At 52.5% G+C, this 15,354-nt stretch carries 15 protein-coding genes; all 15 read left to right on the forward strand.

The annotated features are described in order from the left end of the window. The first annotated feature begins 6 nt into the window (after positions 1–6). Complete coding sequence (locus QOL74_RS11265; protein ID WP_283409580.1) at positions 7–1,242, forward strand: Glu/Leu/Phe/Val family dehydrogenase; 1,236 nt, start codon at positions 7–9, stop codon at positions 1,240–1,242. A 125-nt stretch (positions 1,243–1,367) separates the two neighbouring features. Then, positions 1,368–2,180: an IclR family transcriptional regulator gene (locus tag QOL74_RS11270; protein WP_283409581.1), complete on the forward strand. Its 813-nt coding sequence runs from the start codon at positions 1,368–1,370 to the stop codon at positions 2,178–2,180. Continuing rightward, positions 2,137–3,378 (forward strand): M20 metallopeptidase family protein, encoded by a 1,242-nt coding sequence (locus QOL74_RS11275; protein ID WP_283409582.1) that lies wholly within the window; start codon positions 2,137–2,139, stop codon positions 3,376–3,378. Before QOL74_RS11270 ends, QOL74_RS11275 begins: the two co-directional genes overlap by 44 nt. Before the next feature lie 170 nt (positions 3,379–3,548). Further along, on the forward strand, positions 3,549–4,709 hold the full coding sequence (locus tag QOL74_RS11280; RefSeq protein WP_283409583.1) for a TRAP transporter substrate-binding protein: 1,161 nt from the start codon (positions 3,549–3,551) through the stop codon (positions 4,707–4,709). 72 nt (positions 4,710–4,781) lie between these two features. After that, positions 4,782–5,441: a TRAP transporter small permease gene (locus QOL74_RS11285; protein ID WP_283409584.1), complete on the forward strand. Its 660-nt coding sequence runs from the start codon at positions 4,782–4,784 to the stop codon at positions 5,439–5,441. Positions 5,442–5,456: 15 nt separating this feature from the next. Beyond that, complete coding sequence (locus tag QOL74_RS11290) at positions 5,457–6,734, forward strand: TRAP transporter large permease (protein WP_283409585.1); 1,278 nt, start codon at positions 5,457–5,459, stop codon at positions 6,732–6,734. Positions 6,735–6,752: 18 nt separating this feature from the next. Next, positions 6,753–7,484 carry an aspartate/glutamate racemase family protein gene (locus QOL74_RS11295; protein ID WP_283409586.1) on the forward strand — a complete coding sequence of 244 codons (732 nt, stop codon included), beginning with the start codon at positions 6,753–6,755 and terminating at the stop codon, positions 7,482–7,484. 42 nt (positions 7,485–7,526) lie between these two features. Then, the gene (locus QOL74_RS11300) at positions 7,527–8,702 is read left to right on the forward strand and encodes a M24 family metallopeptidase (RefSeq protein WP_283409587.1); all 1,176 of its coding nucleotides are present in this window, start codon (positions 7,527–7,529) and stop codon (positions 8,700–8,702) included. A 4-nt stretch (positions 8,703–8,706) separates the two neighbouring features. Further along, positions 8,707–9,720 (forward strand): hydroxyectoine utilization dehydratase EutB, encoded by a 1,014-nt coding sequence (eutB, locus tag QOL74_RS11305; RefSeq protein WP_283409588.1) that lies wholly within the window; start codon positions 8,707–8,709, stop codon positions 9,718–9,720. A 51-nt stretch (positions 9,721–9,771) separates the two neighbouring features. Continuing rightward, the gene (locus QOL74_RS11310) at positions 9,772–10,155 is read left to right on the forward strand and encodes a Rid family detoxifying hydrolase (protein ID WP_283409589.1); all 384 of its coding nucleotides are present in this window, start codon (positions 9,772–9,774) and stop codon (positions 10,153–10,155) included. 63 nt (positions 10,156–10,218) lie between these two features. Continuing rightward, entirely contained in the window at positions 10,219–11,133 is a 915-nt protein-coding gene (locus QOL74_RS11315; protein ID WP_283409590.1) for a DMT family transporter, read from the forward strand. 59 nt (positions 11,134–11,192) lie between these two features. Continuing rightward, entirely contained in the window at positions 11,193–11,735 is a 543-nt protein-coding gene (locus QOL74_RS11320; protein WP_283409591.1) for a GNAT family N-acetyltransferase, read from the forward strand. 331 nt (positions 11,736–12,066) lie between these two features. After that, complete coding sequence (locus QOL74_RS11325) at positions 12,067–13,743, forward strand: formate--tetrahydrofolate ligase (RefSeq protein ID WP_283409592.1); 1,677 nt, start codon at positions 12,067–12,069, stop codon at positions 13,741–13,743. A 102-nt stretch (positions 13,744–13,845) separates the two neighbouring features. Further along, positions 13,846–14,697 (forward strand): bifunctional 5,10-methylenetetrahydrofolate dehydrogenase/5,10-methenyltetrahydrofolate cyclohydrolase, encoded by an 852-nt coding sequence (locus QOL74_RS11330; RefSeq protein WP_283409593.1) that lies wholly within the window; start codon positions 13,846–13,848, stop codon positions 14,695–14,697. A 208-nt stretch (positions 14,698–14,905) separates the two neighbouring features. Then, entirely contained in the window at positions 14,906–15,193 is a 288-nt protein-coding gene (locus QOL74_RS11335) for a hypothetical protein (protein WP_283409594.1), read from the forward strand. The last annotated feature ends 161 nt before the right edge of the window (positions 15,194–15,354 follow it).

Genomic DNA, 15,354 nt, shown 5'->3' on the forward strand with positions numbered 1-15,354 from the left:
AGTTTGATGAGTAAGAATCCTTTTGAAACAGCCCTGGCAACCCTGGCTGAAGCCAGTGAACTGGCAGGGATTGAACCAAATGTTGTCAAGATGCTCAGTCAGCCCAAACGGGTTTTCGAATTTGCCATCCCCATGAAAATGGATAATGGGGAACTGGAAATTTTCACGGCTTACCGGGTACATTATAACGATGCCCTGGGGCAGGTGAAGAATGGCCTGCGGTTTGTCCCCAATCTGGATTTGGATACAGTGAAAGCCCTGGGTTTCTGGATGACCATTAAACATGCAGTGGGAGGCATTCCTGCCGGCGGCGGTAAAGGTGGCGTGCGGGTGGACCCCTCCAAGCTAAGCGAAGGTGAACTGGAACGACTTTCCAGGGCTTACATCCGCAAACTCCCCATGAAGGGGGCCTGGGTGGATGTACCGGGAGCCGACATTGGCACCAGTGCCAAAACCATGGCCTGGATGCTGGATGAGTACGAAGAAATCAACGGATTCCACAGCCCGGCAGCCATCAACGACAAGCCGGCGGAAACCAGCGGTACGGTGGGCAGTATGGAAGCCACCGGCACCGGGGCCTTCTTTGTCACCATGGAAGTGATTAAAGATCTGGGAATTCCCAAGGGAGCCACCGTTGCCCTTCAGGGGTACGGGAATGTGGGGCGCATTGCAGCCCGGCTCCTGCATCAGGAAGGCTACAAAATCATCGCCGTGGCAGATATTCATGGCGGCATTCATAATCCTGAGGGACTGGACATGCCTGAGCTGGAAGCCTATGTGGATGAAACCCGTTCAGTCGTTGATTTTCCAGGCACCACTCCCATTACCAATGAAGCTCTTTTTGCCCTTGAGTGTGATATTTTGATGCCTGCAGCCGTCCAGAGTGTGATTCATGAAGACAACGCCCGTCAGGTGAAGGCCAGGGTGATCATGGAGTGCGCCAATGGGCCGGTGACTCCGGAAGGTGAAAAAATACTGCAGGAAAAACAGGTGCATATTGTCCCCGACGTCCTGACAAACTGTGGCAGTGCCATTGTGTGTGCTTTTGAGCGCACCCAGGGTCTGACAGACTCTTACTGGGATCTGGAAACAGTCAATGCCAGGTTAAAGGAACGCATTGTGAAGGCCTATCGTGAAACAAAGGCAACGGCAGAGGCGAAACACACATCGCTGCGCAATGCTGCCTGGATCAATGCGCTGACAAAAGTCAGCAAATCCATGAAAGCGCGGGGCTGGATCTAATCTCTGGTGGGTTTTCCGGTCTTAATGGAAAACCCATTTTCCCTCACTTGTTTCCCTTCCGGTATGAATTGTTCCCATCTGTCTGCTATACTGGGAAGAAAAAGTGAAAGTCAGGTGTATCAATCATGGAAAAAACAGAAAAAACCACTCAGTCGAAAGAAGTCAAAATTCCCAAATACCCGGTGCAAACCGTTGAAAAAGCATTGGAAGTCTTTGATTTGCTTTCCGGAGACAACTATCGGGAAGGGATCAGCATCAGTGAGCTGAGCAAAGAAATGAAGCTGGGAAAAAGCACGGTGCATCGCATCATGGAAACCATGGTTGCCAAAAACTACATCGAGCAAAATGAAGAAAGCAAGCGTTACCAGCTGGGCTGGAAGCTCTTTGAGGTGGGGAATGTGATTCCCCGTCAGCGCAATCTTTATAACGTTGACAAGCAGATTCTTCAGGAGCTCTGCGACCGCTGTGAGGAAACGGTGAACCTGGGGGTTCGGGTGAAGGACAGCGTGGTGACCATTTCCAAAATAAGTCCCAAAACCTCCCTGATAGCCAATTTGCAGATTGGCGCCCGGGAATCCCTTCATGCCACTGCCATGGGAAAAGTACTGCTTTCGGAAATGACCCGGGAAGAAGTGATCCTCATTTTTGGAGATACACCCTTTGAAGCTTACACCTCCAACACCCTCACCAACATGGACGATCTGATGACCGAGCTGGAGAAAATCAGACACCAGGGCTACAGTATTGACGATGAAGAATTCTGCGCGGGGCTTACCTGTGTGGCCATGCCGGTGAGAGACTACAAGAACGAAATTGTGGCGGCCGTGAGTGTCAGCGGTGCCAGTATTCGCATGACTTTCAACAAAATCAGCCAGATTCAGGCAGGGCTGAAGGATGCCACCAACAGACTGTCAGTCTTTCTGGGCTGGCAGGGATAAAGGAGGGGATCAATGCCTCATGGATGCCATTCGGCAACAGATTGAAGAACTGGAAGAGGAACTCATTGCCCTGCGCCGGGATTTTCATGCCCATCCGGAAGTGGGGTTTGAAGAACACCGAACAGCGGCAGCGGTGGAAGCCTACCTGGGGCAACTGGGAATTGCCACCTGTCGCATGACTGGAACCGGTGTGGTGGGCATTATACAAGGAACACAACTGGAGCCGGTGCTGATGCTGCGGGCCGACATGGACGCCCTGCCGGTGCAGGAAGAAACCGGCCTTCCCTACCAATCACAAAACGAAGGCGTCATGCATGCCTGTGCCCACGATGCCCATACGGCCATACTGCTGGTGGCAGCCAAGGTACTGATGCAACACCGGGAACAACTGAAGGGGACCATCAAGCTGGTGTTTCAGCCCAATGAAGAGAATGCAGGGGCACTCCCCATGATTGATGATGGCGTGCTGGAAAACCCAAAAGTGAACGCGGCGCTGGGCCTGCATGTCTGGACGCCTCTGAAAAGCGGTACTGTAGGGTTGTCTTCAGGCGGTGTCATGGCAGGCCTGGATATCTTCAGGATCACCATCAGGGGTGCCGGCGGACATACCGGCTACCCGGAAACCGCCAGAGATCCGGTGATAGCTGCTGCCGACCTGATTCAAACGGCCCAGCGCATTCAAACCCGGGAAATCAGTCTGATGAAGCCCACGGTGATCATGTTCGGCAAAATCAGCGGCGGCACCAAAGCCAATATCATTCCCGACACAATGACCCTGGAAGGCTCCATACGCACGCTGTATGATGACCGGGAGGACAGGCCGGTGGAACGGCTGCGCCGTCTGGCGGAACAGGTGGCCGCCACCCATGGCTGCACCTGTGAAATGACGTGGTTTCGGGAGAACATTCCCCTCATCAATCACCCGGCAATGACCCGCTTAATGACAGAAACGGCAGCCCGTGTGATGGGAGACGACGCGTGCATCCTGCCTTATGCCAGCATGGCCAGTGAAGATTTTTCGGAGTTCACTGCCCGGGTGCCCGGTGCTTTCGCTTTTCTGGGAGCCGGGGATGAAGAGAAGAAAACCCATTACCCCCACCATCACCCCAAGTTCGACATAGATGAATCGGTGCTGGTGAAAGGTGTGGAGCTGTTGGTGAAGGCGGCAACAGCTTACTTTGAAGCACCCGAGGGATAGCCGTTCAACTGGCAGGAACCGGGGATCGTTGCCGGATCTATTTACTGATTATTCGAAAGATTGCCAAGGATATACCAATCCCGCCTGTGCTGAAACCTGGAAGCAATGCAGCCAATAAGCGCAGAAAGGGATGGTTAATCGAACATCGAGCCATAAAAGGAGGAGAAATAATGAAAAAAAGCACGGCGACCATGAAGAAACTGACGGTGTTACTGCTGCTGATCACACTGGTGGGCACCCTGGCACTGGCAGGCTGCGGCAGTCCGGCCCCGGCTCCCGCAGAACCTGCTGAACCGGCTGAACCGGCAGCGTCATCTGAACCTGCAGCTCCGGGAGAAGCACCCGGTGGATTGGTACTGGACCGTCAACTGGAGCCGAAATTTGCCTCTGAAGAAATTGAAGGCGACTTCATGACCGTGTGGGCTGAGCATTATGCCGATCACATGCGGGAAGTCACCGATGGCATGTATGATGTCACTGTCTACCCTTATGGAACCCTGGGAGACACCCGCGATATCAATGAACTGGCTCAGTTGGGAGTGGTGGAGTACGTGTTCACCGACTTTGCCTGGATCAGTGCCTTTGTTCCTGAAGCCCAGGTACTGGCCCTGCATTATCTGTGGCCTGATGAGCGGATTGGGGAAGCCATGGACTGGGTGGTGCGCAACGGTGATTTCATGGACGTTCTTGAAGAAGCCTTCCGCCGTAACGGGCTGGTTCCTTTGAGTCTCATGTACGAAGGCTGGCAGACCATCACCTCCAATCGTCCTATTCAGACGGTGGATGACATGCGTGGACTGAAAGTGCGGGTCATGGGTTCAGCTTTGTTGGTGGAAGACTATCTGGCTTACAGCGCAGCTCCCACACCAATGAACTACGGAGAAATTTATGGCGGCCTGCAGACCAACCTCATTGACGGACAGGTGAATCCCATCTTTGCCATCCGCAGCATGAACTTCTATGAAGTGCAGGACTACCTCACTGAAATATATGCAGAACCCTTCACCGGGATTCCCACGGTGAACATGCAGTTCTTTGATTCACTGCCGCCGGAAGTGCAGCAGGAAATGCGAGACTGGTGGATTGATGCCATTATTCCGGCAGCCGAATGGATTGAAGCCCGCCATGAAGAGGATCTGGCGGCCATGATGGCTGAGCGGCCTGAAATTGTGTATCACGAAATCAGAGGCGAAGAGCAGGAAGCTTTTAGAGAACTGGCCATGCCTGTCTACGACAAGTTCCTGGAAATCGGCGGACCACAGGCAGAAGAAATTCTGGAAGCCCTGCTCAATGACATCGAAAATGCCAAGGCAGCCCTGGGAATTGACTAACCACTAATACAGCTACTTTTCTCCGGCAAACCGATGGATGGTTTGCCGGAGAACTCTGAAAGGAGCGTCGCCATGGAAGCAGAAAATAAGATGAGTTTCTCCTTTCTCTTTAAAGTTTTCGGTCGTGCTTTTGACTGGTTTGAGGTGATTGTCCTGTCGCTGGGTGTTTTTTGCCTGGCCACGCTGGTGATTGTCAATGTGTTTGCCAGGACCTTTTTTATCAGCATCTATTTTGTGGAAGAACTGACAGAACTGCTGGTGGTCCTCATCACCTTTGTGGGGGTCAGCTACGGCGTCCGAAAAGCGCGGCACATTCGAATGGGTGCGTTTTTTGACGCTATGAACCCCAAAATGCAAAAAGTGATGATCATTATCATCTGCACTATCAGTGCCGTGGTCATGTTTCTGCTGTCCAGCTATGCCTTTAGCTACATGAGCACTGCCCGAACCATGTCCCACCGCACGCCGGCTTTGCGGCTGCCCTACTGGACTTTTCTGGCCATTATCCCCCTGGGCTTCTTCTCTGCCGGGGTTCAGTATGTGCGAACCATCATTAAAAATCTGTCGGTGCCTGAGGTGTGGCTGTCTCCGGAACAACAGGGTGAATATGAGGCGGAGGAACTGCAGCAGCTGGCAGAAAAGTTTGAAGATATGGCGGAGGAAATGGTGGAGGAAATGAAGGAACACGAGGAAAATGCCGACAAATCAAGCCAGCATCCGCCCATGGCTTAAGAGAGAGGTGAGAACATGCTATTACTGGTAGGTACCATGATTACCAAACTGCTGTTGGGATTTCCCTTCATGGTTGTTTTGCTGGGATCTCTCATTCTCTATATTTACGTCAACATGCCCACTTTCAACATGAACGTCATCATTCAGCAGGTGGTCACCGGAATGATTCCGCCGTCACTGGTGGCGGTGCCCATGTTTATTCTGGCGGCCAATATCATTACAGCAGGACAGGCAGCCAAACGGCTGATTCGCATGGTGAAAGCTTTTTTGGGGCATATTCCCGGTGGGCTGGCCATTACCACCAATGCCGCCTGCACCCTCTTTGGAGCCGTATCCGGATCAACCCAGGCCACTGTGGCAGCCATCGGCGGCACCATGCGGCCCATGCTGCTGGAAGCTGGTTACTCCAGTCCCTTCACTCTGGGACTCATCATCAATTCCAGTGATATTGCCTTCCTGATTCCCCCCAGCATAGGATTTATTGTCTACGGAGTTGTCACAGGCACCTCGGTGGGCAAATTGTTTCTGGCGGGAGTGGGGCCAGGACTGCTGATCTTTTTCATGTTTTCCATTTACTGTGTCTATTACTCCAAGAAAAACAACATCGGCGGTATTCCCAAGGCCGATCTCAAAGAGCGAAAGGATGCAGTGAAGGGCGGCATTCTGGTCATGGGATTTCCGGTGATTATCATTGGCGGTATCTATGGCGGCTTTTTCAGCCCCACAGAAGCGGCGGCTGTTTCGGTGCTGTACGCACTGATCCTTGAGGGAATCATCTACCGCACCATTCGTTTTGGAGATCTCATCGATCATTTTCTGCAAACGGGTGTGGTCACAGGAGTGGTGTTCATCCTGGTGGGGGCCGGCAGTGCCTTTTCATGGCTTCTCAGTTTTCTGCGTATCCCTCAAACATACCTGCCCCTGCTTTTTGGTGAAGATCCCTCATACCTCTACGTGATCTTCATTGTGGTGGCGGCCTACTTCATTGCCTGCATGTTTGTGGATCCCATTGTGGCCATTTATGTGCTGAGCCCCATCTTTGCACCTTATGTTATTCAGACCGGGGTCGATCCCATTCTGCTGGGAGTGCTGGTGGTACTGCAGTGTGCCATTGGTTCGGCAACGCCCCCCTTTGGGTGCGATATTTTCACCGCTCAGCTGATTTTCAGAAGACCCTATTTGGAAATTATTCGCAACACACCACCGTTTATTGCCATTCTCATGCTGGCAACAGTCCTTTTGGTGCTTTTTCCTCAAATTGCCCTGTTCCTGCCCAACTCGGCACTCTTTTAAGCGGCGGGAGGCGATGAGATGATCTATCGAAAAAAACCGGGTCAGGTGAGCTACGGCGAAGCCATTGGCATTTTATTACTGGACAGTGAAGCCCCTTTCATTCCCGGAGATGTGGCCAATGCCACCACCTATCCTTTTCCCGTTCGCTTTCAACGGGTGCCGGGATTAACGGTGAAGCGCATTTTAAGCCATGATCTCTCGGCACTTGATGAGGTGATGGCAGCAGCCAGAGAGCTGAAACGGGAAGGGGTGAGGGCGATTACCAGCGACTGCGGGTTCATGGCCCTCTACCAGCAGGCGTTGCGGGAAGAGCTGGATCTGCCGGTCTTTCTCTCCAGCCTGCTGCAGGTTCCCTTTCTGGCACACCTGATTCCGGACCAACATAAAATTGGTATTTTAACGGTTGACTCCAATGCGTTAACCTCGGCAGTGCTGGCTCTTTGCGGTGCCAACCTGGGTGAACGCATCTGTATGAAAGGCTTACAGCAGGCGCCTGCTTTTTCATCGGCCTTCATTGAAGAAACCGGTTTGCTGGATGTCAAGCGGGTGGAAGAAGAGGTGGCGGCGGCTGCTGTGGCGCTGGTGAAAGAAGACCCGGCAGTGAAAATAATTCTCCTGGAATGCAGCGTACTGCCCCCCTATGCACCGGCGGTGCAGCGGGCGGTGGGACTGCCGGTTTTCGATTTTGTCACCATGATTCACTACGTTTTTTCGGCAGTGGTACGTGAAGCAGACGGCAGATTTTTGTAGAAAAGCGGATGGCAGTGACTACCAATAAGGAGGGAACAGAGGATGGCGGTTTTTTCAAAAGAGGAGTATATGGAACGGGTGCGCCGGACCAAGGAAAAAATGAACGAATGGGGTATCGACCTGTTGTTCATTTCTCAGCCGGCCAATATGAACTATCTGTCAGGATACGACGGTTGGAGCTTCTATGTGCACCAATGCCTGTTGGTTTCCCTGGAACAGGAGGAGCCGGTGTGGATCGGCCGGGGCATGGATGCCAATGCGGCGCGGCTCAACAGTATCCTGTCCCATGACAACATTCTGGAGTATGCAGATGATTATGTCCAGTCCACGGTGAAGCATCCCATGCATTACATGGCAGATGTGATTAAAAAGCGGGGCTGGGACAAAGGGCGCATCGGGGTGGAAATGGACCAGTTTTATTTCACCCACCGGGCCTATGTGGAGCTGGAAAAATCCCTTCCCGACGCCACCTTTAAAGATGCCAATACCCTGGTGAACTGGGTGCGGGTGATCAAATCGGATGCAGAGATCGGGTTTATGAAAATTGCCGGTGAAATTGCCCACAATGTGATGACCGCCGCCCAGGAAGTCATCGCACCCGGTGTGCGGGAATGTGATGCCGCTTCGGCCATTGCAGCCGTTCAGTATCGGGGCACCGCACAGCACAGCGGCGATTACCCGGCCATCGTGCCGCTGATGATGGCAGGAGAAGGAACCAAAACCCCCCACCTCACCTGGACAGAAAAACGATACGAGAATGAAGAAGCAGTGTTGCTGGAACTCTGCGGTGTTTACAAGCACTATCATGTTCCCATTGCCCGCACCATGTATCTGGGCCAGGAACCTCCGGCCCTGATGCGGGATACGGGAAAGACCGTGCTGGAAGGGCTGAGTGCTGCCCTGGACATGATTAAGCCTGGCGTAACCGCCGAAGAAATCGAAGCCACCTGGCGCAGGACCATCGAGAAAACAGGTCTGGTGAAAGAATCCCGCATCGGCTATTCCATCGGAGTGAATTATCCGCCAGACTGGGGCGAGCAAACCATCAGTGTCAGACCCGGTGATAAAACCGTTGTGCAGAAAAACATGGCCCTGCACCTGATTCCCGGGATCTGGCTGGATGATGTGGGCTTTGAGGTGGATGCCTCTTTCTATGTGACAGACACGGGCATTCAGCATTTCTTTGATTATCCCCTGGAAATCTGCGTGAAGCGGTGACGCCATGACTGTGCTTAAAAATACCCTGTTAAACTGGCGGTCATTGGAGTTGCAGCATGTACTGGCGGCACAGCGGCGTATCAGGGGAATCGTGTGGCAGACACCCCTGATTCCTGCACCACAGCTGACACAATCAGTGGAAGCGTTATCCATCCACTTAAAACTGGAATCCCTGCAATACACCGGGGCTTTCAAGTTGCGGGGCGCTGCCAATAAAATCATGGGACTCACGGAGGCTGAAAAACAGCGGGGCGTAATTACCTTCTCCACGGGAAACCATGGCCGTGCAGTGGCTTATGCGGCCCGGGAAGCCGGGGTAAAGGCAGTGGTATGCCTTTCGGAACATGTGCCGAAAAACCGGGTGGCCCTGGTGGAACAGCTGGGGGCAGTTGCAGAAGTCATGGGAAAATCCCAGGATGAGGCTGAAACCCATTATGAGCATCTGATCAGGGAAAGAGGCTATGTGGCGGTGCCTCCTTTTGACGATCCGGCAGTCATTGCCGGCCAGGGCACGGTGGCGCTGGAAATGCTGACAGAACAACCGGAGCTGGATACTCTTCTGGTACCCCTGTCCGGCGGCGGTTTACTGGCGGGAACAGCCCTGGCGGCAAAAGCCATTAATCCCCAGATTCACATCGTCGGTGTTTCCATTGACCGGTCACCGGCCATGCTGAAAAGTCTGAAGGCAGAAAAGCCGGTGGCCATTGAAGAACAGGAAACCCTGGCCGGATCACTGTTGGGAGGCATCGGCAGAGAAAATCACTACACCCTGCCGCTGATCCGCAAACTGGTGGATCAGCATGTGGTGGTGAAGGAAGAAGCCATTGCCGCCGGCATGCGGTTTGCCCTCGAACATCACAGCCTGGTGATTGAAGGGGCGGCGGCTGTGGGAGTGGCGGCATTGCAACAGGGCCAGGTGGAAACCGCCGGCAGACGCATTGGCATCATTCTCAGCGGCAGCTGTGTGGAGCCTGAACAATACCTGGCACTGATGAAAGAAAACTTCAAGAAAATTTAAAAGCATTTTCAGGACAATTTAAAAGCATTTCATGTAAGAAAGGGGCTTTTCATGAACAAAAAAGCGATTCATCCATCAACGGCACCCCTGCCGGCAGGACCATACAACCATGCCATCATCGCCAACGGCTTTGTGTTTGTCAGCGGTCAGACACCGGAATATCCGGGAACTGATGAAGTGGTGCCCGGCGGCATCAAAGAGCAGACCCATCAGGTAATGAAAAATATTCAGGCCATTCTTGAGGCGGCCGGCAGCACCATGGCCGACATCGTAAAAGTCGATGTGCATTTGAAAGATCTGGCTGATTTTACGGAGTTCAACCAAGTCTACGGCCAGTACGTCTCTGAGCCCTATCCGGCCCGAATCACCGTGCAGAGCGTTCTTTTTGAAGATGTGCTGCTGGAGGTCAGTGTGACCGCTCTGGCCGGCGAATGATTTCACCTCCCCGGAAATCTCTTTCCGGGGAGTACCCTTCTCTGGGAACGGGGATGAACAATGATGCTGTCTGAAGAAAATAAAGGGTATCTGATGGTGGCGGCTGCCAGTGTGTTGTGGGGCACCATGGGAGTCAATGCCCAGTTTTTGTATGACAGAGGACTGGCAGCCAGCCACATCGTCTTTTGGAAGCTGGCCTTCGCCTTTCTCATCACAGCCGTCTGGATGATCTTCCGGCAGCCGGGTCTTATGGTCATCAGCCGCCGGGGACTGCTCATCACCATGTTTATGGGATTTTACGGCCAGGCATGTTATAATGTCTTTATTTTCAACGCCATCGAATACACCGGCGTGGCCACGGCCACCATTCTGCTGTATACTTCTCCTGCATTTGTCATTCTCATGTCCCGGCTGCTGTTCAAAGAACTGCTGACCCCCCTGAAGCTGACGGCCCTGGTTCTCTGCACTGTCGGCACGGTGGTCACCGTGACAGAGGGGCGGCTGGATCTTCTTGAAATCAACCGATACGGTGTTATGATGGGATTACTGGCAGGCTTCACTTTTGCCGTTAACACGGTGGCGGTGAAACACCTCACCCGCCGGTACAACCGCTGGACCCTGGGACTTTACTTTTTTGGATTCGGGGCGCTCTTTGCCATTCCTTTGTCTGACCCCCTGGGGGTGTTTGCCGTCAATCCGGAACCGGTGGTCTGGCTGGGATTGTTTCTTCAGGGTTTGCTTCCCACAGCCATGGGGTATGGGCTTTATATCCGCGCCTTTTCCCACGGTATTGAGGCCTCCAGGGCAGGGATCCTCACCACCCTTGAAATCATTGTGGCCGTAGGTGCGGCAGCGCTGCTGCTGGGTGACCGCCTGGGAGGCATGAAGCTTCTGGGAATTATAATGGTGTTTTCGTCAGTGGTGATGGTACAGCCCAATCAGGCGCTTTGGAGTCGGTGGAAACGGCCGGCTGCCTGAAGTATGCATGATGGATGGTTGACATGTGATGCACGGGAAGGGAAGGAGCGAAAAAATTTATGACACAAGCAGTGGTGGAAAATCAACATATCCGCCTCAGACAAACAGCGCCAGAAGACCTTGACTGGGTCATTGCAACAGAGCAGCACCCGGATAACCGGGAGTACGTGTATAACTGGCCACGAGAACGTCACCTGGCCGGCATCGCCTCAGAGGATGAAAAACATTTCATGATCATGCGGGTGGAAGATGACTGCCCCGTTGGGTATGTCATTCTCTCGGGATTGGCCAGTGAGCATCAGGTGATTTCCTTCGATCGAATTACCATTGCAGAAAAAGGCAGAGGTTATGGACGTCAAACCGTTCGACTGATTAAGCAGCTTTGCTTTGAAACCTACAAATGCCACCGGTTGTGGTTGGATGTGTTTGATTTCAACCCCCGGGCCCGCCGGCTCTACGAATCGGAGGGATTTGTTTTTGAGGGAACCCTGCGGGAATGTAAGAAAAAAGGCGATGATTTTCTTTCCATGCACGTGTTGTCCATGTTGGAACGGGAGTATAGAGAATGGACACCTGTCGACGATTTTGCGACGGAGAGGTGATAGGATCACTTTGGCCGACAAAAGCATGCTTCTGTCAAAAAAGCACAACGATTAAGATCGGGAAACATGAGACGTCGGCTGGCGAAAAACGCGGGACGCTCTTGTTCCCGCCTGATGTCCGGAATGGATTGTGCTTTTTCTTTGGCAAAAGTGTCGAATTTTAAAAGTTTAGCTTGTGGCATTTTGACAATTGACAAGGGACAACGGGTATACTATGCTAATGATTGAATTGGTGTTCTGAATATTATAAAAAAGCTTCTTCAGCCATTTTCACCAATAACCGCAGGCATGCGGATCATTGTAAAACGTTTACAAAAAAGGAGGATGTATGATGAAAAGCGACATTCAGATTGCCCAGGAAGCAGTGCCAAAGGATATCCGGGAAATTGCGGGTAAACTGGGGTTGACGGAAGACCAGATTGACTTATACGGAAAGTACAAAGCCAAGGTGCACACTGATTTTCTGCAGGGTGAAACCAACGAAAAAAGCGCCAAGTTGATTTTAACCACTGCCATCAACCCCACACCGGCAGGTGAAGGTAAAACCACCACCACCATTGGGGTGGCTGATGCCTTGGCACGACTGGGCAAAAACACCATCGTCGCACTGAGAGAACCCTCACTGGGCCCTGTTTTCGGAGTTAAGGGCGGTGCCGCCGGCGGCGGATACGCTCAGGTGATTCCAATGGAAGACATCAACCTTCATTTCACCGGTGATCTTCATGCCATTGGTACAGCCAATAACCTGCTGGCTGCCATGATCGACAACCACATTCAGCAAGGCAATGCCCTGGGCATTGACAACCGTAAAATCACCTGGAAACGGGCCATGGATATGAACGACCGGCAGCTGCGAAGCATGGTCAACGGCATGGGCGGCAAAGGAAACGGCGTGCCCCGTGAAGACGGCTTCGACATCACCGTTGCTTCTGAAGTCATGGCAGCCTTCTGCCTGGCCTCCACCCTCACAGACCTGAAAGAGCGCATCAGCCGTATGGTCATTGGTTATACCCGTGATGACAGACCCATCACTGCCGGCGACCTGAAAGCCGCAGGAGCCCTGACAGCCCTGCTGAAAGACGCCATCAAACCCAACCTGGTACAAACCCTGGAAGGCACTCCCGCCTTCATTCATGGCGGCCCCTTCGCCAACATCGCCCACGGCTGCAACTCTCTGATGGCCACCCGTACCGCTATGCATTTTGCCGATTACGTGGTGACAGAAGCCGGTTTCGGAGCCGACCTGGGAGCTGAAAAATTCATTGATATCAAGTGCCGCATGGCCAATATCAAGCCAGACGCTGTCATCATCGTGGCCACCGTTCGTGCCCTGAAATCCCACGGCGGCGTGGCAAAGGCCGACCTGAACGAAGAAAATCTGGAAGCGCTTCAAAAAGGCCTGCCTAATCTGATGAAGCACGTGGAAAACATCACCCAGGTCTTTGGTCTGCCTGCCGTGGTAGCCATTAACCGGTTCCCCCTTGATACAGAAGCTGAGCTGGCAATGGTGCGGGAAGCCTGCAATGCTGCCGGCGTCAACGTGGCCCTTTCTGAAGTGTGGGCAAAAGGCGGCGAAGGCGGGGAAGAAGTAGCCAAAGAACTCCTCCGCCTCATGGAAGAAAATGATGGCAGCAACTTCAGCTATGCCTACGAAGTGGACCAGCCCATCATGAAAAAAATCGAAGCCATTGCCACCCGCGTTTATGGTGCCAAAGACGTTGCCTTCTCAGGTGCTGCTGAAAAGGAAATTAAAAAACTGGAGAAACTGGGCTTCGGAAACCTGCCCATCTGCATGGCCAAAACCCAGTACTCCCTGTCAGATGAACCCACCCTCATCGGCCGGCCGGAAGGCTTCACAGTCACCGTGCGCTCCATAAAAGTATCTGCCGGTGCCGGATTCCTGGTAGCCCTGACAGGCGATATCATGACCATGCCCGGACTGCCAAAGGTACCTTCTGCAGAGCATATCGATGTGGATGAAACCGGCAAAATTTCAGGCTTGTTCTAAGCAATCGGAAATGAAAATGTAAAGCGGAGACACCAGTCTCCGCTTTTTAACCATGAACAGGAAAATGCAAATGAACCGGAGGATGAAAAAAGGAGGATGACCATGGCAACACGCTTGAAGGGAAAACCGGTGGCAGATGCCCTGTCCGCCGCCATTCGGGAAGAAGTGGATTATCTGAAACCCAAAGGGGTTCAACCTGCCCTGACGCTGATTCGGGCTGGCGAAAAGCCGGATGATATGGCATACGAACGAGCCATTATCAAACGCTGCGAGTCGGTGGGCGTTAAGGTGAACAGCGAGGTGGTGCCGGAAAGCATCAGCCAGGCTGATTTTTTCAACCTGCTGGATACACATAATCAGGATCCGGCAGTTCATGGCATTCTGATCTTCCGGCCACTGCCCAAACATCTGAAAGAAGAGGAAGTGCAGTACCGCATTGCACCGGAAAAAGACGTGGACGGTTTTCACCCGGTGAACGCCGGCAAGCTGCTGACGGGAGACCCCGCGGCTTTTGCCCCCTGCACCCCCATGGCAGTGATGGAAATTCTGAAGCACTATGAAGTGGCACTGTCCGGCAAACGGGCAGTGGTACTGGGGCGTTCCATGGTGGTGGGTAAGCCCGTGGCCCTGCTGCTGCTGGCAGAAAATGCCACGGTGACCATTGCCCATTCCCGCACTCAAGACCTGGAAAAAGTGACATCTGAAGCAGATCTACTGGTGGCTGCCATTGGGCGTTCAGAATTTGTGACAGCAACTCACATCAAAAAAGGTGCCGTGGTGGCAGATGTGGGCATCAACGTGGATGATGCCGGTAATTTGACTGGTGATGTGGCCGCCGCTGCTGCGGAAGAAATGGCTGAGGCGTACACACCTGTACCCGGCGGCGTGGGTTCGGTGACCACGGCTGTTTTGGCAAAACAGGTGATCAAAGCCTGCAAGCTGCAGTTGAAGTGAGAATTCGGCGACAGATCAGAAGTGAATGATGAAAGACAGGATAAGAGCGGGTGATAAGTCCGCTCTTCTTTTGATATTTAAATGGCGCTTGTGTCGATAAAAGTCGCCGCTATAGCGACGAAAGTCAATCATTTTGCTTCATCGAAAACTGAGTAGGGAATAAGAAAGTAAGCAGTAAAACTGCTACTAATAAAAAAGGAGGATAATCATGCCTGAAGAAACAACAGTGCCAGAGATAAGATTTGAGTTTGATAATGCGTTGATTCGGCAACTATTGACCATTGAAGCGCCAGAGGAACTGCAGGCCCTGTTCAAAGAAAGAGGCGTAGATGTAAGTCCGCAAGATGCAATTAAAGTGAAGCATGTAATCATGGAGGCTACATTCACTAAAGAAGGCGAAGACCTGGAAAGAGAACTATCAGAGAATGAGTTAGATCGAGTGGCGGCGGGCGGGATTGTATATATCAGACCACCTGTGATTTTCGTTGACCGGTAACGCCACTATGGACAGGAGCAATAGGGAACCGGAACCCAGATAAAGGGGAGCAATCATCATTGACAAAACATACAAATAATGTTTATCGTGCTCATCCTTGTAACCGAGGATGGGCATTTTTAAGCATTAATTAAGAATAGCCGCTACAGATAGAAAAAGCC

It is taken from the genome of Anoxynatronum buryatiense (assembly GCF_900182905.1).
GTDB classification, from domain to species: Bacteria; Bacillota; Clostridia; order Peptostreptococcales; family Tindalliaceae; genus Anoxynatronum; species Anoxynatronum buryatiense.